Raw genomic sequence first — 20158 nt, 5'->3', positions numbered from 1 at the left:
GTTGTAGCTCTTGCCGAGGCACCAGCCTCGGCGGCGAACTACGCCTTGCCATCCCGCCTTTTGGCTTGAACGCATCTCCCAATTTAAATGTTAACAGGCCCTAACCAACAAAGCTTAAATAATCATCTTGAATCTAACTTCCGCGCTGCTTGATTCTCACTCACTTTCTCGTCAATTTTAGGTTCAGGCCTTGCCTGCCCATGATAAGCTTCGTGCCTTCTCAGCATTTTCTAATTTAAAAATATTCATCACGCTATGGACTTATTACTCGCAGTCAAAATTGTCATCATGGGCATCGTCGAGGGTCTCACGGAATTTTTGCCAATTTCGTCCACAGGTCATCTAATCCTAGCGGGTAGTCTGTTAAATTTCACTGGTGAAAAAGTAAAAGTGTTTGAAATTGTGATACAGGCGGGTGCGATTTTTGCCGTCTGCTGGGAATATAGGCAACGTATCTTTAGCGTGGTCAAAGGTCTGGGTCATGATCGCACCGCTCAGAGTTTTGCACTCAATGTGATTGTCGCGTTCTTACCTGCTGCCATACTCGGTTTATTATTTAGTAAGCAAATTAAGGCGTATTTATTCAAACCTGAGCCGGTTGCACTCGCCTTCATTCTAGGTGGCATTATTATCTTGTGGACAGAACGCCGCCATCAACACAATAAGCTTCAACCTACCTCCAAGATAGAAACCGTCGACGATATGCGTATCAGCGATGCATTGAAAATTGGTCTGGCACAAGCATTTGCTTTAATCCCGGGCACCAGCCGTTCAGGCGCATCCATTATCGGTGGTATGTGGTTTGGTATGTCGCGTAAAGCAGCAACCGAGTTTTCTTTCTTTCTGGCGATTCCAACTTTATTGGGCGCGACGGTTTACTCTTTATATAAAGCCCGACATGAGCTCTCCAGCGCCGATATCCCAATGTTTAGCTTGGGGACGGTGGCAGCTTTTATCTCTGCCTTCTTTTGCGTACGTTGGTTGCTGCGCTATGTCAGCACGCATAATTTCAATGCCTTTGCCTGGTACCGCATCGCCTTTGGCTGCATGATTTTGATTACCGCGTATACCGGTGTAATTCATTGGGCGGAATAGGTTCAAGTTACTTATGCAGCAAGCTACCACACCAGAACAAGATCAGGCTCTGCACCTGCTGCAGACGGTTTTCGGCTACCCCGCATTTCGCTCGCAGCAAGGGCAGATTGTCGATCATGTGGTCAAAGGAGGTGATGCGCTGGTCTTGATGCCAACAGGCGGTGGCAAATCATTGTGTTACCAAATTCCAGCCTTGATACGGCACGGAGTCGGTGTCGTGGTTTCGCCTTTAATCGCCTTGATGCAAGATCAGGTTGATGCACTAGCCGAAGTCGGTGTACGTGCTGCCTTTCTCAACTCGACTCAGAGTTTTGAAGAAGCGATGCGTATAGAACGTATGATGCGGGAGGGTGAACTGGACATGGTGTATATCGCACCAGAACGCTTAATGACGCAACGTTGTTTAGAGCTACTAAGCGTAACGCCGCTAGCACTGTTTGCAATTGACGAAGCACACTGCGTATCACAATGGGGGCATGACTTCCGCCCCGAATACATCAAGCTCTCGATACTGCACGAACGCTTCCCCGATGTGCCCAGGATAGCCTTGACTGCGACCGCGGATCAACAAACGCGCGATGAAATTATCCATAGACTGCAATTAGAAAATGCCATGCAGTTTGTCTCTTCATTTGACCGGCCCAACATCCGCTATCAAATCGTCGAGAAAGCAAATGGGCGCAAACAATTACTCGATTTCATCAATGCACAACACAGCGGCGACGCGGGTATTGTGTACTGCCTGTCACGCAAAAAAGTCGAAGAGACGGCCGAGTTCCTAAATGAAAATGGCATCACGGCTCTGCCCTATCATGCCGGCATGGAGCAATCTGATCGCTATCGAAATCAAGCGCGTTTTCTGCGTGAAGATGGCATCGTCATGACCGCCACCATCGCCTTTGGCATGGGCATAGACAAACCCGATGTGCGTTTTGTCGCTCATTTAGATTTGCCGAAGAGTATAGAAGGTTATTATCAAGAAACCGGACGCGCTGGACGCGATGGGGCCAGCGCTAATGCTTGGATGGCTTATGGCTTGCAGGATGTGGTGCAACAACGACGCATGATAGACGAGTCGGAAGCGAATGAAACCTTCAAGCGAGTACAAGGCATCAAATTAGACGCCATGTTGGGTTTATGCGAAACACTGAACTGTCGTCGCGTCCACATTCTCGATTACTTTGGACAAGCGTCTCAGCCTTGCGGCAATTGCGATACCTGCTTATTACCACCCAGCTCATTCGATGGCACCGTCGCGGCGCAAAAAATTCTTTCAACGATCTATCGCGTCGATCAACGTTTCGCCGCGGGTCATGTGATCGACGTAATACGGGGTATTGATACCGACCGCGTAAAACAATGGCGTCACGATCAACTCTCGACTTACGGGATAGGTTCCGATAAAAGCGAAGCTGAATGGCGCGCGCTATTACGTCAAATGATTGCACTTGGATTAGTCGCCGTCGACTACGAAAATTACAGTTCGCTAAAATTAACTGAAGAATCACGTGCGGTCTTACGTGGCGAAACCAAAATACAATTGCGCCAATATAAGAAAGCAGAAAAAGCAGTCAAACATAAACGCCAATCCGCCAAAGATTTTTCTGAGACGAATCTGTCGGACAGTGAGCAAGCGATCTTCGAGCGCCTACGCTGGTGGCGCGTCGAAACAGCCAAAGCGCACAACACCGCCGCTTTCATTATTTTTCACGACACTACCCTACGTGAGATCGCCAAAGCCAAACCACGCTCGCTTGACGATCTACGTGGTGTTACCGGCGTCGGCGCCAAAAAATTAGAAAGCTATGGTGCAGAATTGGTTAAATTAATTGCCGAGTTTTTATAAACCCGACGAACTCGGCAAAACTCCCTTCAACTCCGTCGTATCAATCTAGTCGAACTAAACAGCGCGCCCGACAGGAAAAATAGATCGTGATAATTGCAGGCGTCTATAGCGTGTGAACAGAATTACTGTCATCACCAAGACCAAAGCACAAAAGACGAACGTCACGCTCAGCGGCATATAAAAAATCATCGCCAAGCCAACCGTAAAAAGCAAAGCGCATACGACAAAAGACTTAAGAAGCGGGTGATCAGCAACACTCTCCATACGTGCATGCTGCCGAGTCAATACCAAGGTTTTTCTGCCCCAAAAAAACCAGCAAACCTGTAATCATCTGTGCAGCAATTGGGAATAAAGCCAGCAAGAAATACAAAGATTTTTTTACCCTCTCTATTCAAGCGCATATAGATGGGTTGCATCCAAAGAGTCAGACTTTTTTCATCGTGCGAACTCTATCGAACCTCATTCATTTTATAGTTTTACTTATGCGATGCCAGCGGGCGACCTAAAACTCACTCAAATCCTCGCACCATTTTTGACATCTCAAACCGGATCAATTAAAGCCAGAACTTTTGGGAATGCAGCATGATCTAAGATCATTTACGCAGCCCGACCAACCGGAAACATCCTAGACTGCTTTCTTAATTGCATAGATCTGACCAATAACACGATAGTCACGATAATTATGCCTAGGGAATACAACCAGATCAGTTGCAAAGGCAGTGCCAGCAAGGCGCAGAAAAACACAGCAAAAATTGCGACACAAATAAGCAGAAGCTTTATTAAAGGGTGATCCGAAGCGGAACGCATGGCCGAGTGATTACGAGTTATCACCAAAACCATAGGAAAAATTGTGCTGACAAATAACACCATGGCGGCACTTTTTAAATCAAATGGGAACACGAATCCACAAACCAACGCCGTAACCAAGACACTAATGCTATATAGGATAAAAAATTGCCTTAGTAAATATCGCTGAAGCAAGCTATCTTGCAATTGCGCATCTTGAACCGCAGGTGTCAAACTGACCAAAGCCTGTTCCGCACGTGTTTGGTATAAAGAGTAAAACATTTGCAAACCTAAGAGTAAGGGTTGCGACATTATAACGATGGCACCAAATCCCATACCGAATCCACTCACAAAATCGCCATTTGATTTTGCCGAAAACCGAGTCAGTACAAATACCGAAAATAGACCCCAGATCAGCATAGCCAGTAACTGTGTTGAAATAGTCAGCCAATGCAAGCGAGGGCCAAGTCCAAACGCAATCAGATTTTGCTTGCTACGCTGATTTGAATTCTCTAACGAAGCTTGTTTAACGCAAAAATTCATCCATGAGAAGAACGCACTAGACAATGCATGCATAATGCCTGTCTCATGTGCTTTGTCTCCACTCAAATTGTGACGAAAGCTTACAGTACGTTTATGCATTCTAAATAAACTCTCATCTTTCACTGAGAACACCCAACGCACACTCAAACCTACAACGAGGATAGCCGCTAAAAGTAAAACCAGATTCAAGGGTAGGCCGACTGTTCGCTCAATCTGTTGCTCTATATTTTCAACGCCCGAGAGTTTTAACATCGCAGGAAGTTGAAAGCTAATGACCATGGGAATCACTGCCCATTGACTGCGAACGATCAACATACAAAATACCGTAACCACTACGCAAACAAATCCTGGCAACATAGAAATTTTGTGTGTAATGAGCCAATTCACTAATACCGCAACCGCGGCACACAACACAATAGGCGTGACGATCGCGATTTGCATATACGTTTTAATGCGAGGTACCAAGCCTGCATTAGCAGGCGAAAACTGTAAGCCGATATTTTGTATCAGCATGACAAACCAAATGTAAAAAACAATAATCAACAAGACGACGAAACTGAAGCCAAAAGCGATGGCAAATGCCTTTAGGTGAAAGCCATCGCCTTTATTCCATTCCGAGAAAAATGCCAAAATTTGTGAGAGCACAGGAAACATGGCCATCACCAATAATAGCGATTTCAAGCCTTCATTATTTAGCCTGGCATAAAAAGGCTGCATCCAAATCAAAACTACATTCTTCATCCAACACGCTCCACGAACTGATCAGCTTCTCTGGTTTATCGACTACTTCGTCATTTCTATGAACAAATCTTCGAGACTCAGCCGCTCGACTTTCAGATCACTACGCGCCATGATTTGACTGCATTGTGCTTCGCTCCACTGCCCCAGTAACCTTGTATTACCGTCATTCAAAATGGTGCTTTGCAAGGTTTTTTGCGGACCAAGCTGGGAGACGATGGCAGATGGTCCGGTCACCTGTAAGCTCACTTCCATCAAGTCATCGAGCATTTGTTGATGGACGATTCTGCCATTCGACAAAAAGGCGACTTTCATTGCGACCCGCTCCAGATCAGACAGGATATGGGTAGAAAAAACGATAGTCGTATTTTGGCCTATGACGCTGTCCACAATTTCTCGCAAAAAGTCCCGCCGACCAGCAGGATCGAGACTGGCAACGGGCTCATCTAAAATCAATAATTCAGGGTCATGTGCTAAAGCGCGAATAATGGACAGGCGTTGTTTTTGTCCACCAGAGAATTTACTGATAATCTTGTCGTAAGGCAGATCCCAACGTTGCATCAAATGATCAACTTTAGCGTCATTCCAGTGTGGGTACAAAGCTTTAAAATACGCCAACATCTGACGTGGTGTTAGCCATTCAAACAAATCACTGGTCTGCGGTACATAACCAATTTTTGCTTTGGTGCTTTCGGATAAATCGCAGACATCGTCGCCAAACAAGCGCACTTCACTCTCGGGTTCGGCATCACGCAAGCCCAATAAACATTCAATCAAAGTGGACTTACCAGCACCGTTGCGACCTAGCAGGCCAACGATACTACCGGCTTCCACTTCCCAATCCAGATTTTTCAAAACTCTGTGTGGCTTGAATTGCTTACTCAAGCCTTTAATGCTTATCGGTGCGTGCATACGATGTCCTAAATTATTCTAATAATGTTCAAACAAATGGAGTTAATTGAGGCAAAAAAGCCCTTTTTAATTAACGAATTTGCTTCACTTCCAAACCTTGCTTTTTCAGAAGATCAACCACACTCTTCTCGCCAGCTAAATGGCCTGCGCCGACAACGACAAACAGCTTTTTGCCGCTAGTCATCATGCTATTAATTTTTGTGACCATGCCTTCATTGCGATCATCCATCAGCATCTTCATCATTTTTTTGGATGCGGGATCCTTGTTGGCTGCATCGACAAATAAGTTCGCGATAGCATCGGCATCAGCCGCTTTCCAAGAACTAACGATACCGTCTAATTCTTTTGAAAATTCACCTTTTTTTAATGCGTCGATAGAGGAAGAAAGCAAAGCATCGCCCTCTTCGTCAGACAAACCGCCTAAGACACTGGCTTGAAAATCGAGGCTCTCTAATTCCACCAGTGATTTTTTATCCGTTTTTGCACGATTAATGAAATGCAAATCAATACCTTGCTTAGGGTCATAACCCATTTGCATACCAGCTTGCATTGCCAATGCCGAAGTTACGACGAAAGGCTTAAATCCTTGCATTTGTTCCACAGCCGGTCCGAACACACTTTTCATGTTGTTCCAGGTTGCCGGTGTCACATGATTCTCCAACTTGTCCGGCGCTGCATAACTTAATTTGGGCATTATGGCTTGCACCGCCTGTGCATCAGAGGTATCGGCTTCGATGGCTACAGTATCAGCCTGTAGATAGGCGGCCTCTACCTTGGGCGACATAGGATAGAAATCCGCTTTGGCAATATGGATAGATCCAAATAAATACGCAACATTTTTACCCGATTTAATTTCAAACAAGAGACCGCGAGTCGCGGATACGGAGGCGCTTGCCGCTTTAGCGTCATTGGTCGTGATACGCGTTTCTGCATGCGCTGCAGAAGACAAAAAGGCAAATAAGCCCAAGAAACTCATCACCATCAATTTTGAAATAGTGATGCTGATATGTCGAAAAGTAGAGATCATGATTTTCCTAAGAATCTAATGAATTTAAAAAATAGAAAATAAAACCAAACGAACAAAAAAACACAATGAAGCAAAAACAAACACTCGCGATATCAACTCGACGTCGAGTTAATATCCTTCGTATCGTCAATTAAAATTTCAGAAAATAATTGCAGTACTGCTTCGGGCTGCAATTTTAATTGTTGCGATTCCAAGGCAACTCTTTGCAAACTAGGACGTATCAGCTCCAGGCGCGATTCAGCCAAAGCAAATTGCGATTCGCGTTCGGCGACCACCATACCGAGTCCCCGACGACGTGCCAACCAGCCATCGCCTTCGAGCAAACTATAGGCTTTTGACACAGTCATAGGATTAACCCCTAAAGCAGTCGCTACCTCCCTCACCGATGGCATCGCATCTCCCGCTGCAATTTGCCCACCTAAGATTTGACGACGCAACTGCTCCACCATTTGTCGATAAATAGGCTCACTACTGCCAGTCGCGATTTGAAAAACATCAGGAGATAAATCTCGATTTATTGCCATAAGAACGTTTTCTTGAGTTCACTGTATGCATATACTAATACAGTAGATTTGAATTTTCAAGTATTATTTTTTAGCAAGTATTTAAGGGAAGAAGTTAGGTTTAAGACGAGGACTGTGCTCGCTGCTACAAGTAAAGCGAGCTTAAATCTAAGCGAGTATCGACGTGAAAAAGTAGTACATGCGGACGCAGGCCCGCCGCGTTTAGCGCAAGAGACTGGGGTTATCTATTGAATTACTTAATTCGTTGGAGTTAATACGCACTTATCCGCGTTGATAGTAGGTATTGCTAGATACATCAAGCAGACTTCAATCGGTCTCTAAATGAATACCAAAACAGAACAACAGCCACCAGAGAAAAAGTCCAATAATCCTTAGGTGCGCCCCACCACCATTGCTTATGCCAAAACACGTCTACGGGATTAAAACGTGGCCAGCCAAATGCAGGATTTAACATAAACCAAAGAAAATCTTCGACGATCCAGAACAACATAATGCAAGCCAAAGCCCGCGCTTGTAAGCGCCAATTCCAGGTTTGTAAGAAGAAAAACGGCAAATGAAAAATCATCGCGATGAATGGAAACATCCAAGCGTGATAGCCGGTCATGGCACGCCCGCCCCAAAAGATATCGAGCAGCCAGTGTTGTTCGATGCGCCACGTCGGCAAGCTGGTCGCCCAGCCAGCGCCGCCCTCAATTTGTATTTCCACCTGAGCGAAAAATACCGCCATCAGGCTGACCCAGACTACCGTCAAAAATAGCGCCTTCCAATTCATCGAACTTGTTTGCATATGATCATTCCTTATTACGGATACTGGATAGTTTTAGCTAACGGTGTTGACGCACTTCAGTCGATGACTGGGCTAGTTGTTAGCTGGGCGAGATCTTCGATCACACAGGCAAAAACGGCTTGCGCTGCATAAGGACGTCCCAAGCCTTGCGCTTGTATTCGCATTGCTTGCAGCTTTTCTGGATGGGCTATCAGCTCACGCAATCTGAATTCTAAAGCGAGGCTATCCACTGCTTTGAGTGCAGCTCCTTGCTCCATGACGTAATCAGCATTACGTTCTTCTTGTCCGGGAATCGGTGCATTGACTATCATGGGCAAACCCAATGCCAAACATTCTGAAGTCGTCAAGCCGCCGGGCTTGGTGATAATCACATCAGCGCACACCATTAAGCACTCTACCTGCGTGGTAAAACCGCATGGGAACAAACGCTGCGGGTAGCTCTTTGCCAGTCGCTGCAAGGCATGTAAGGCTAGCGTATTTTTACCAGTCAATACGATTAATTGAAATGCCGCAGTATCGTTTTCATCATCGGCTTGCATACTCAGTAAATGCTGGGCAAGAACTTCCATATTGCCCAAACCAGCGCCACCGCCCATCACCATAAAGGTCAATTGATTCGGATCTAGTCCAAGCTCGCGGGCGCAGATTTGTCGGTCTAAAGGTTTAGCAAAAGCAGGCATAATAGGTATACCGGTCACATGAATACGTTCAGCCGCGATACCTTGTGCGCGCATACGAAATGCCACCTCTTCATTCGCTGCGAAGTAACCTGTCATGCCTTCTTGCACCCACATTCTATGTAAATCAAAATCAGTCACTTGCACCCACACCGGACAAGTCAGCTCTTGCCGGGCAATCAATCGCGACAACATTTCAGCGGGTAAAAAATGCGTGCAGATAATGGCATCTGCCTGAAATTTTTCTATTTCACGCAGCAGCGCTTTTGCATTCCAACGTTCCAGACAGCGTCGCAATTGCTCTATGCTGCTTTCACGCTTTGCTTCATTAGTGAAGTTATACAGATAGCCCCAAAGTGTCGGAGCCTTGTTGACGAGTTTGATATAGAAGTCTGTGTAGATTTTGCGAAATCCGGCCGTCGCATAATCCATCACATCGAGATGAATTACCGTACTGCCTGGATCATGCAGCGCTGCATGGGCGCGTATCGCCTCGGCGGCACGGGCATGCCCGGCACCTGCGGAAACACTGAGTATGAGGATTTTTTTACCGGAGGTTTCTAGAATATCTGCCATATGCGGCAGATAATACAAAGGCTAGATTACAGGCTTGTGACAAGATGCTGATGAAGGATCAATGCCAAGCATATGCGACTTCATCAGCAATAGAGCAAGCCAACTTACTTCTTCTCGAACACCAAATCCCAAACACCGTGCCCCAGTTTCAAACCACGATTTTCAAACTTGGTTACAGGACGATAATCAGGACGTGGCGCATAGCCATCCGCGGTATTTTTCAAAGTCGGTTCGGCACTTAACACTTCTAACATCTGCACCGCATATTCTTCCCAATCCGTAGCGCAATGCAGGTAGCCACCCACTTGCAAACGCGATGCCAATAAGGCGACCAAAGGACCTTGTATCAAACGACGCTTATTGTGGCGCGCCTTATGCCAGGGATCAGGGAAAAACACGTGTACGCCCGCCAAAGAGGCTGGTGCAATCATATGGGTCAACACTTCATAGGCATCATGTTGAATAATGCGCTGATTTTGCAAACCGGCCGCATCGGTCAATTTCAACAAACTACCGACACCTGGCGTATGCACCTCCACGCCAATAAAATTTTTCTCCGGCATCAAACCTGAGATTGTCGCGCTGGTCTCCCCCATGCCAAAACCAATTTCAAACACCGTTGGCGCATGACGTCCGAATGCGGCATCGACATCCAACAAGGATTTTTGGTAAGGGATCATGAACTTAGGCCCCAAAGTTGCGATCGCCTTTGCCTGCGCATCCGACAAACGTCCTGCACGGGTTACGAAGCTACGTATGCGATGTTCTGTTGGATCATAAAAAAGCGCTTTGCGGGCTTCGTGTTCAACATTAACGGCAGTAGCGTCAGTCGCTTGCACGTCTGTTTGTGGTTTATCTGTGGACATAATCGAGTAGAAGGAAGATGGATAAAGTAAATATGCAATGACTGCATTCGCGCTAGTCTTGTTCAACCGAGATTTTCCATCAGGATTTGAGATGACGAGGGATGCACTTTTCAAGGCAATTTTGGTGCAAATGAGGCGCCAATAGCGAGCTATTGGCAACGAAGAGCAACAAAAATGACCGAAAATGCGCCTTCGGCGCGCCTGATGGAAAATCCCGCTTCAAGACAATGAGCAAAAATTAAAGCGCGTTTACTTCAAAAAACCGCCATTTTACGTGGCTTAAGGGACAATTGGCAAACCTGACAAATTACTATGGGCGCAAAAAAAAAAGGCCAACCTACTTAAAGATCAGCCTTTTAAAAATTATTTACTGCCAAAACTATCGATAATTACTTTGCTGCGACAGCTTTCATGTCTTTAGATGGAAAAACACCAGCGTGTGTCTGTTTTCTAAACCAATCCAATATCATTTTTTCTTCATATTCAAAGCTGGTATGACCTGATGGTATACGCACCCGGCCTAAATAATCCATATCGCGCAACTCTTCGTCACCTACACTAACGACTTCATTCTTATCGTTGCGCAGTTCATAATGAAATTTCATGCGTGGCCAATAAATTGAAGTCATAAATCGAATGTGATTGACTGAGGACATAGACGGACGAACGTCACCCGCCAAATCAACATCAGTCACTGTGACATCTAGTTGATAACCGTCTGGCAGCTTCTTCGCATAGTTTGAAAACACCAAACCAAATTCTTTCATTAAGCGCTCACGAAAAGCGTCTTTAAGTTCATAGCCTGGACTAATATCACTGAAATTATCCAGATTTCCCCATGTTAACTTAGCATCGCCAGCCTGAGCCAGGCTAGGAAATGCGCTCAAGAACAAGCATGTTGATAAGCAAGTCAATACAAGTTTTTTCATGATGACACCTCACATTACAAAACAAAATTAAACCAGGTCGTGCTGACCTAATGCCTGCATTGTAGTGTAAGTCATTGCAGGAACAAGTGCTTTTACAGTTTACTAACAAAGTTTCTGCAAACTTCCGACAATTTTTTACATAAAAAAACTGCCTGGCAAAAATGCACAGGCAGTTTTTTGTCAAAATTTAAGTAAAGCTTTTGAGCCTGACTTAGAACTTATGACGAATACCTACGTTGAACAAACGTGCTGTTGCACCGTTCAAATCTGCCAAGGTCTTGACTGACTTTTCGTTTTTAACGTTTGCCACAGAAGCGTACAAATTAGTACGCTTAGACAAATCGTATGTGTAACCCAAAGCGATACGGCTAGAATTTGCATTCACGCTGGTTTTTACATTGGAATCAGTGTAGCTGAGGATAAATGTGTTAGCGCCATCTTTAATAGAACCACCAACCATGTACAACTGTTCTTTGGTTTCTTTCAGATTAGTCAAGCTGGTCGAGCCTTTGATTTCTTCGTACATCGCGTTCAATTTCACGCCGTAGAAATCTTTGCCCAAATCGTAAGAAGCGCCAGCTAATAATTTTTCGCCGCCGATAGCCAAATTGCCGTTAGCATCTTTCAATTGATCCCAAACGATGTTTGCGTTCAATGGGCCATTGATGTAAGAAGCAGCAACGCTAGTCACACGATTGGCAGTTGCATCGCCAGCTTTTTCGCCGAAACCATATTGCGCAGCAACGGAGAAGCCACTGAAACTATTGGATGTGTAAGTGATAGAGTTATCACGTACGTTGTTGATCTTGAACATCAAATCAGTCTTACCCAACAAACCGTCCATGAATGGATCGATTTGTGCGCCGTAGATGTAAGTCAGGGATTTATGACGACCAAAGTTCACAGAACCAAAATCTTCACCTGACAAGCCTACCCATGCGCCACGTGCGAAGATCGCAGCATCATTCGCGCCTGTATCTGCTTTCAAACCCATTTCTAAATTGAAGTTTGCTTTCAAACCACCGCTCAAAGCTTCAGTACCTTTGAAGCCCAAACGTGATGTGGAATTCAAACCGCTATCCAAGGAAGTGAGCTTGCCTGCACCTGCATCTTTGTACGCCACACCAGCATCAATAATGCCGTAAATAGTGACAGAAGATTGCGCCATAGCAGCGCTAGAGAATGCACCCAACAGTGCCAGTGCAAGAATTGATTTTTTCATAGTTTACGTTCCAGAAAATTAAAAAATTATTTTTTGCTGCAATGCATAAAAACCTGCTGCAAAAACGGTCTACAAGTCTTTGTTTGAACCCAGATATTCCATTGGGATTTGTGATGATGATGGATGCATTTTCGAGGCAGTTTTGTTGCGAATGAGGCGTCAATAGCGAGCTATTGACAACGAAGAGCAGCAAAAATGACCGAAAATGCGCCGTCAGAGCACAAATAGCACCGCAGGTGCGCCCAATGGAATATCTGGGTTAAAGCCTTGAACCAACACAGCGATCCAATGACAGTGCGCAGTGTAGCCATCAAAAATGACAACTTGATGACCTCATATATTTTTTAAATCACGTGGGATCAGAATGAAACAAGAGCGAAATAAATTTGAAAACAGCCGCGTGACCAGCATGGCGTCATTTCAATTCTTGTTTGTGACAGAATTGATGACATGCAAAAACAATGTCATCAATTCGAGATTCGCCAGAAATTCAGCTGACAAAGAGAATACCGCGTCGCAGCATTTTCTTGTATCAACGATTCCTAAGGAGATGAAGAGTTAATGCGAGCACATTGCTCATATTCCTATTGGTGCCCGGCTCTGCTACGAGCGCGATGATAAGCCCGACCACTGTACCAAAGTATCAATCCCATCACTGCAAAACCGAATTGACCTAAAGCCAGCGACAACACTGAATGATCCAAGGCGGGTGCCATCACACCTGCAACAAAGGCGCTGAGCAAAGTCACGGAAGCGGACTGACATGAAGCCACAATGCCACGGATATTCGGAAACAACTCCAAGACCATCAAGGTCGCCCCTGGGAACACGATAGACATACCAAAGGCATAGAAGAACAAAGGTATAACTGACCACGGCAACATCGGCGCTGAAAAGAAATGAAACAAAACATTTGCCGTAGCAGCACCCATCAAACACATAAATCCTATACTGATTTGTTTAGGAATGGTCAAGCGTCCAGCCAAACGATTGGCAGCCAATGAACCCAGAAAGATACCACCGACCATAGGCACAAACTGCCAGCCAAAACTTTGCGCATCGAGTTTCAAATGTTGCGTGACAAACGCTGGCGCCGAAGAGATAAACAAAAATATCCCAGCAAAATTACAAGCGATCGTACCCGCCATAAAATGAAAACCTGGCGACTTAAACACATCGCCATAGCTACGCCACAAAAATTCCACATTAAAGGGTTGGCGCTTTTCGACTGGCAAGGACTCTGGCAAGAATTTATAACAGCTAATAAATAACACGACGGTATAGCCAAACAGCAGCAAGAAAATCGTACGCCAATCCGAATGCGATACCACCCAACCACCGATAATCGGCGCAATCGCCGGCGCAATTGAAAAGATCATCGTCACCAAAGACAGCAATCGCTCCGCAGGCGCACCCGAATACAAGTCACGCACAATTGCCCGGCCTATCACCATCCCAGCGCCAGCAGCCACACCCTGCATAATGCGAAAGCCCCACAAATAATGCACGCTATGCGCAGAGGCACAACCAAATGAAGCTATGGCAAATACCACCAAGGCAACCAGCACCACATTACGACGACCAAAAGAATCCGACAAAGCACCATGCCACAAGGTCATCACTGCAAATGACAACATATACGCCGTCAAAGTTTGCTGCACTTCAATCGACGACGCATGCAAGCTAGTCTGTATCGAAGAGAAAGCCGGCAAATAGGCGTCTATAGAAAAAGGCCCCAGCATCGACAAGGCAGCGAGTAAAGTTGCTAGCCCCGCGTTACTCAATTTAATTTTGGAATGCATCGCCTACTCTCTGTTCTTTTTCATTTTACGCAAAACAAATTCTGAAGAATTACGAATAACTGCTACTGATTGCTAATGAATGATTACTAAAAATTGCTAACTATTAGTTGCCAACCTCAAATCAACATTATTTGATTGTTGCTGAAGCTCCTTCCCCTTCAAAGGGAAGGCTGGGATGGGGATGGGTTTCGAACCGCCAAAACCATTAAGTTAAGCTATCTCGTAGGGCGGGTGAAACCCGCGCTGCATAGACACTCGATGTTCTAGCGGCCAGGTTTCACCCCATAGGCGCTAACCAAACTCTAAAACCACTAACCACAGAGGCTCAGAGACACAGAGAAAGCACAGAGGAAATGTCTAGCTGAAGAAAATTGGATAATATTAGCCTTCTCCTGCCTTTCTCTGCGCCTCTGTGTCTCCGTGTTGAGAGGTTTTGGTTTTGACTTTCTGATTTTGGTTAGCGCCTATGTGGTTACACCCGCCCTACAATTTTATATCCATACCATGATAACAGTGCCCCTTATGCCTGACTGAAAAGGGAAGGGAATTGAAAAAAATCACATCCCGCCCAAACAAACATATTTCATTTCCAAATACTCATCCATCCCGTATTTAGAACCTTCTCGCCCCAGGCCGGATTGCTTAACACCACCAAACGGCGTCACTTCATTGGCGATCAAACCAGTGTTCACACCTACCATACCGTATTCCAATTTTTCAGCGACACGCCAAACCCTAGCAATATCGCGCGAATAGAAATACGCCGCCAAACCAAAATCCGTATCATTGGCAGCCGCGATCACTTCTTCTTCGCTACTAAAGCGCATGACTGCCGCCACAGGACCGAAAGTCTCTTCACGCATCACCAGCATCTGATGATTGACGTCAGCAATGATGGTTGGTTCAAAAAATAATCCCGCTTTTTCATGTGGCTTACCACCCGCCATCAGACGAGCGCCCTGCTCCAGTGCATCGGCCACATGTGTTTGCACTTTGTCCAAAGCTTGCTGATCAATCAATGGACCTTGTTTAACACCAAGTTCGGTACCGTCACCGACTTTCACTTTCTTACTTGCCAGTGCAAATTTTTCTAAAAATTCTTCATACAAAGACTCGTGCACATAGAAACGATTGGTGCAAACACAGGTTTGTCCAGCATTACGAAACTTCGATTGCAAAGCACCTTCTACCGCGGCATCGACATCGGCATCTTCAAACACAATAAACGGCGCATGACCACCCAACTCCAAAGCGAGTTTCTTCAAAGTCGGCGCGCATTGTTGCATCAAAATACGACCGACTGGCGTCGAACCGGTAAAGGACAAATGCCGCACCACTGAGCTGCCACACAACACACGACCTATCGCAATCGATTGCTCAGCATCACCTGTCACGACATTCAACACACCAGCAGGCATACCAGCACGCAATGCCAAATCCGCCAAGGCCAAAGCTGACAAAGGCGTTTGCTCCGCAGGCTTAATCACTATCGGACAACCCGCCGCCAAAGCCGGCGCTACCTTACGCGTGATCATCGCCAAAGGAAAATTCCAAGGCGTAATCGCCGCACACACACCAATAGGCTGCTTCAACACCATCGTCCGTTTATCCGCCCAAGTCGACGCCAACACATCACCTGTAACCCGTTTCGCCTCTTCCGCAAACCATTCAACAAAACTCGCGCCATACAAAACCTCGCCTTTCGCTTCCGCCAAAGGCTTACCTTGCTCCGCCGTCATAATCGCAGCTAAATCATCCGCATTCGCCACGATCAAATCGAACCACTTACGCAAAATGTTAGCGCGCTCTTTGCCGGTTAAGCCGGACCAGGCTGGCAAGGCGGTTTGCGCCGCGTGAATCGCATCTTGTGCATGCGAGATATCCAAGTTCGCCACTTCGGCAATCAAGACTCCTGTTGCTGGGTTGTGGACGGTGAATTTTGTGGGTGTTTCTATCCAGTTGTTTTGGATGAAGGCTAGCTCGTGGATTAGAGTGTTGTCTTTGAGTTGTGGGCGCGTGTAGATGGTCATGGCGTTCATTCAATGAGACGAATTCGAGGGCGATGAAATAGCGAGCAAAAAAGTAATCGCGCTGAGTAAACGCGCACAACTATCATGCTGTATGAAAAGACGTAAGGATACGCCAAATGTGTGTATGTTGCTCGGAAGAACACAGTAATCACTTTACAAATTATGAGATAAATTATTTATAAATTTCAGATTTAAAATAGCAATACCAATCTTCAATAACAACGAATTAAGAATTGAGTTGTTGTTGCCAATTTTTCATCAACATGCTATGTTCCATTAATCACAAATTAGCTTGTCAGGAGAGATTCCAAAAATGGAAACTATATTTAGCTTCTTTGAAAGTCTTTTTAAGAATTTCACATGGGGAAGATTCACATTTGTTATTTTTCTCACTATCTCCATAATTTGTAGTCTCATTTTTTTTGAAGCTTATACAAGTCATTTCAAACTTAAGAGAATTACCGAAGAATTGAAAGTGATTGAAGCAATCATTGAACTAGAAAAGAAGGTAAGTTCAACACAGGAAAATTCGCCGGGAAAGAAATATTTTGTTCGAGTAATGAGTGAATCCGAAAAAAATCCAATCGAATTCAATTTTCAACCAAGTTTCTCATCACATAAATTCGAACGCATATTTTTTCAAAGCTTACCTTGGCTTATGCTATTAGTCCTAGTGTTTGCAACAACTAAAGAAGGTCGAGGCTCAACAATCGCTGGCGTTATTGTCATCGGAAGTCCTTGTATAGTTCTTGGGTATAATCTTCCAATGTTTGAGAAAACATGGGTGGTAAACTATCTTTACCCTTGGGGGACACTAGTACTAATCATGGTACTCATTCTAATAATGCAAAAAACAAAAAAAAGCTCACTAGCAAATTTAAGTGACCAGCAAAGAAAAGCGCCGTAGGTGCGATTAGTGAAACGTAATCGCACGCATGTTCGTTGTTCATATTGATCGAAGTGTAGAGAAGCACGTTTTAACATGAGCTATCTCAAGGAATCCATACGTGCGAATACACTACGCTATTCGCACCTACGAAAATCAAAATTACTCAGCGTCCTTTGGCTTAGCCGCTTCTCTACGATTAAATCCCGCCACCATATCAAAGCGGAATAAACGACATTCCAAAGCGCCGTTGAAGAACGGTGTTTTGCGTGATTCTTTTAAGCGCAAGAGTTTTGGCAAACCCAAATCCGCAGTGAACAAGAATACGCTCCAGCCGGCAAAGCGTTGCTTCAGTGTGCTGCTAAAGGCTGCGAAAAATTCGCGAGCTAAATCGTCCGGTTCGAAGCTTTGATCACCGCGCACGCCTATACGTTCGCCGTACGGTGGATTGGTCAATAAGATACCTGGTTGCTCAGTCGGCGCTTTGATTTCTTGTGCTTCAATTTGCTTTAGCGGCACTTCGAATTTGATGCCGGCTTTGTTCAAATTATTGCGCGTCATGCTGACCATGTCGCCGGAAATGTCGCTGCCGAAAATGCTTGGTTCCGTTGGCAATGGATTAGCGCGTATGCTGTTTTTAATGTCTTGCCATTCTTCTTCGACAAAGCTGCCGAATTTTTCGAAAGCAAATTCGCGACGCATGCCAGGTGGAATGCCTGCCACCATTTGGGCTGCTTCGATCAGGATGGTGCCTGAGCCGCACATAGGATCGAACAAAGGTACGCCGGGTTTCCAGCCAGACGTGCGCAGCAAACCTGCAGCGAGATTTTCGCGCAAAGGTGCGTCGCCAGTTTCTAAACGCCAGCCACGTTTGAATAATGCTTCGCCTGAGGTATCGAGATAAACCGTGAAGTTGTGTGCATCTAAAAAGCCAACGATGCGCATGTCTGGTTGTTTGGTATCGACCGATGGACGTTGTGTGAATTGATCGCGGAAACGGTCGCAGATCGCGTCTTTGATCTTAAGCGTGGTGAACTCTAAACTCTTGAGCGGTGACTTGACTGCGGTGACATCGACGCGGATGGTGTGGTGATAACCAAACCAATCTTCCCACGGTTGTTCCAGCGTCATATCGTAGATATCGTTCTCGTTGGTATAACCGCCATGCGCCATGCGCAGCAGCACACGAGAAGCGATACGTGAATGCAAGTTGACGCGATAGGCATCAGTAATTTCACCCGAAAAATGCACACCGCCTGGCACTTGGGTGTGCACATGAATCGTCTTCGGTGATTTCAGATCGGCGATCTCGTTGAGTTCTTCTGCTAAAGCAGTTTCCAAGCCGCGTGGGCATGGGCAAAAATAGGAATAACGTGTTTTCATGGGGGACCTTTTTTCCGTCATGGTTTTAAAAACTCTGAACACGCTGCGTGTCCAGAGGGCTTACTAATTAATATTGACTGCTTACTTCACAAAACCTCTCAACACAGAGGCACAGAGTAAAGGAGAAAAGCTGGAGTAAATCTTGCGACTTACTTGATTTTCTCTGTGAGCCTCTTTTCCTCTGTGCCTCTGTGTTGAGTGGTTTTAGATTCATTCATTTTTCTGCGAACACACGCTCAAGAAAATCTAATCTATCCTGCCCCCAAAAGCCTTCGCCTTTGTACACATACCAAGGGGCACCGAAGACATTCGCGGCGATCGCGTCATTGGTATTGCGATCGTAATCGTTTTGTACTGCGGAAGTTTCCGCTGATTTCACTAATTGTTTTCCATCTAAATCAGCATCACAAGCTAAGCCAATTAACGTCGCTTCATCGGCGATATTCTTTTGCTCTGCCCACATCGCACGCATGATCGCGGTCGACAAATTTAAGGCAACTTCGTTGCCATGTGCGATCTGGGTCGCAATAATCAAACGCGCTGCCGGATCAGGTGTTATTGGAAAAAACTGTGGTTGCGCATGCAGTGGCACTTGCAAAAAATCACTCCAGCGTTGCAACTCAATCAAACGATATGCCTGTCTTTGTGGTGCGCGCTTGGCTAAAGGCAAACCACCTGAAGCGGCAAACACACGGCTGAGATCACAGGGTTTTATCGCTATTTTAATTTTATGTTTTGCTGCGATATCGATGAAACGTTGATGGCCCAGGTAAGACCAAGGTGAATGTGGGGCGAAATAGTAATCACAAACTTTGCTCATGCAAGACACTCCACAGATTAGTTAATTAATACACTCACCTACCATCAATCGCGGGTAGCCCCACATAGGCGCGAACCAAAATCGAAAGGAAAAACTAAAACCCCTCAACACAGAGACACGGAGATATCAAGAAAGGCAAGAGATAGCTAAATTTCTCTCAATTCCCTAAGAAAATTTTTTCTCTGTTTGTTCTCTAAACCTCTGTGCCTCTGTGGTTAATGGTTTTAGACTTTTGGTTAGTGCCTATGGGGTAGCCCCATCCACCGTCAAACCACGAATTTTAGAATGGCTTCACTACGACCAAAATCACCGCCACAATCATCATTAAAACTGGCACTTCATTAAACACACGGAACCATTTATGGCTACGCTTGTTTTGCCCATTTTCAAATTTCTTCAATATGCTACCGCAAGCGTGGTGATAGCCGATTAGCAAAATCACTATCGCTAATTTTGCGTGCATCCAGCCATTACCTGGACCTTTGCCTATACCGTAGCCTAGCCATAACCAGAATCCCAAGATCAAAGCTGGGATCATCAGTATCGTCATAAAGCGATACAACTTTCGCGCCATGAGTAGTAATCTTTCTACACTGGACTGTTGGGTTTCCATTGCCAGATTCACGAATATGCGCGGCAGATAAAACAAGCCTGCAAACCAAGAGGCGATGAAAACGATATGAAATGCTTTGACGTATAACATAGGGAT

17 protein-coding genes are annotated in these 20158 nt (G+C 45.4%); 3 read left to right on the top strand and 14 right to left on the bottom strand.

Annotation, left to right across the window (positions count from 1 at the left end; genetic code table 11):
- The first annotated feature begins 255 nt into the window (after window positions 1-255).
- Together AC1RR2_RS12470 and recQ are read left to right on the top strand one after the other, a co-directional pair.
- Window positions 256-1095 (top strand): undecaprenyl-diphosphate phosphatase, encoded by an 840-nt coding sequence (locus AC1RR2_RS12470; RefSeq protein ID WP_493222587.1) that lies wholly within the window; start codon window positions 256-258, stop codon window positions 1093-1095.
- A gap of 13 nt (window positions 1096-1108) precedes the next feature.
- Window positions 1109-2941: a DNA helicase RecQ gene (recQ, locus tag AC1RR2_RS12465; protein ID WP_493222586.1), complete on the top strand. Its 1833-nt coding sequence runs from the start codon at window positions 1109-1111 to the stop codon at window positions 2939-2941.
- Between the two features lie 597 nt (window positions 2942-3538).
- On the opposite strand, the gene AC1RR2_RS12460 is transcribed toward recQ, so the two are convergent.
- From AC1RR2_RS12460 to AC1RR2_RS12410, 11 genes are all read right to left on the bottom strand, one after another.
- A complete protein-coding gene (locus tag AC1RR2_RS12460) occupies window positions 3539-5011 on the bottom strand; it encodes a hypothetical protein (RefSeq protein ID WP_493222585.1) in 1473 nt (490 codons plus the stop codon).
- 42 nt (window positions 5012-5053) lie between these two features.
- Window positions 5054-5920: an ABC transporter ATP-binding protein gene (locus AC1RR2_RS12455; RefSeq protein ID WP_493222584.1), complete on the bottom strand. Its 867-nt coding sequence runs from the start codon at window positions 5918-5920 to the stop codon at window positions 5054-5056.
- A gap of 70 nt (window positions 5921-5990) precedes the next feature.
- Entirely contained in the window at window positions 5991-6947 is a 957-nt protein-coding gene (locus AC1RR2_RS12450) for a TraB/GumN family protein (RefSeq protein ID WP_493222583.1), read from the bottom strand.
- Between the two features lie 92 nt (window positions 6948-7039).
- Complete coding sequence (locus tag AC1RR2_RS12445) at window positions 7040-7471, bottom strand: GntR family transcriptional regulator (protein WP_493222582.1); 432 nt, start codon at window positions 7469-7471, stop codon at window positions 7040-7042.
- Window positions 7472-7766: 295 nt separating this feature from the next.
- Window positions 7767-8258, bottom strand: a complete 492-nt coding sequence (locus AC1RR2_RS12440; RefSeq protein ID WP_493222581.1) for a hypothetical protein — start codon at window positions 8256-8258, stop codon at window positions 7767-7769.
- A 56-nt stretch (window positions 8259-8314) separates the two neighbouring features.
- Window positions 8315-9511, bottom strand: coding sequence for an MGDG synthase family glycosyltransferase (locus tag AC1RR2_RS12435; protein ID WP_493222580.1), 1197 nt, complete (start codon window positions 9509-9511; stop codon window positions 8315-8317).
- A gap of 104 nt (window positions 9512-9615) precedes the next feature.
- Window positions 9616-10377 carry a tRNA (guanosine(46)-N7)-methyltransferase TrmB gene (trmB, locus tag AC1RR2_RS12430; protein ID WP_493222579.1) on the bottom strand — a complete coding sequence of 254 codons (762 nt, stop codon included), beginning with the start codon at window positions 10375-10377 and terminating at the stop codon, window positions 9616-9618.
- A 389-nt stretch (window positions 10378-10766) separates the two neighbouring features.
- Window positions 10767-11306 carry a DUF3016 domain-containing protein gene (locus AC1RR2_RS12425; protein ID WP_493222578.1) on the bottom strand — a complete coding sequence of 180 codons (540 nt, stop codon included), beginning with the start codon at window positions 11304-11306 and terminating at the stop codon, window positions 10767-10769.
- Window positions 11307-11517: 211 nt separating this feature from the next.
- Window positions 11518-12528: a porin gene (locus AC1RR2_RS12420; RefSeq protein ID WP_493222577.1), complete on the bottom strand. Its 1011-nt coding sequence runs from the start codon at window positions 12526-12528 to the stop codon at window positions 11518-11520.
- 584 nt (window positions 12529-13112) lie between these two features.
- Complete coding sequence (locus AC1RR2_RS12415) at window positions 13113-14330, bottom strand: multidrug effflux MFS transporter (RefSeq protein ID WP_493222576.1); 1218 nt, start codon at window positions 14328-14330, stop codon at window positions 13113-13115.
- 557 nt (window positions 14331-14887) lie between these two features.
- Complete coding sequence (locus AC1RR2_RS12410; protein ID WP_493222575.1) at window positions 14888-16360, bottom strand: NAD-dependent succinate-semialdehyde dehydrogenase; 1473 nt, start codon at window positions 16358-16360, stop codon at window positions 14888-14890.
- Between the two features lie 313 nt (window positions 16361-16673).
- Here AC1RR2_RS12410 and AC1RR2_RS12405 point away from each other — a divergent pair, with 313 nt between their 5' ends.
- The gene (locus AC1RR2_RS12405; protein WP_493222574.1) at window positions 16674-17267 is read left to right on the top strand and encodes a hypothetical protein; all 594 of its coding nucleotides are present in this window, start codon (window positions 16674-16676) and stop codon (window positions 17265-17267) included.
- A gap of 141 nt (window positions 17268-17408) precedes the next feature.
- On the opposite strand, the gene AC1RR2_RS12400 is transcribed toward AC1RR2_RS12405, so the two are convergent.
- The 3 genes from AC1RR2_RS12400 to AC1RR2_RS12390 form a co-directional block, all read right to left on the bottom strand.
- Window positions 17409-18629 (bottom strand): THUMP domain-containing class I SAM-dependent RNA methyltransferase, encoded by a 1221-nt coding sequence (locus tag AC1RR2_RS12400; protein ID WP_493222573.1) that lies wholly within the window; start codon window positions 18627-18629, stop codon window positions 17409-17411.
- 214 nt (window positions 18630-18843) lie between these two features.
- Entirely contained in the window at window positions 18844-19449 is a 606-nt protein-coding gene (locus AC1RR2_RS12395; RefSeq protein ID WP_493222572.1) for a 2-hydroxychromene-2-carboxylate isomerase, read from the bottom strand.
- A gap of 280 nt (window positions 19450-19729) precedes the next feature.
- Window positions 19730-20152 (bottom strand): CopD family protein, encoded by a 423-nt coding sequence (locus AC1RR2_RS12390; RefSeq protein WP_493222571.1) that lies wholly within the window; start codon window positions 20150-20152, stop codon window positions 19730-19732.
- Window positions 20153-20158 lie beyond the last annotated feature (6 nt).

The organism is Undibacterium sp. GW821-FHT11H02 (assembly GCF_058808015.1).
The sequence above is the reverse complement of the archived record's forward strand: the minus strand, read 5'-3'. Positions and strand labels throughout refer to the sequence as shown.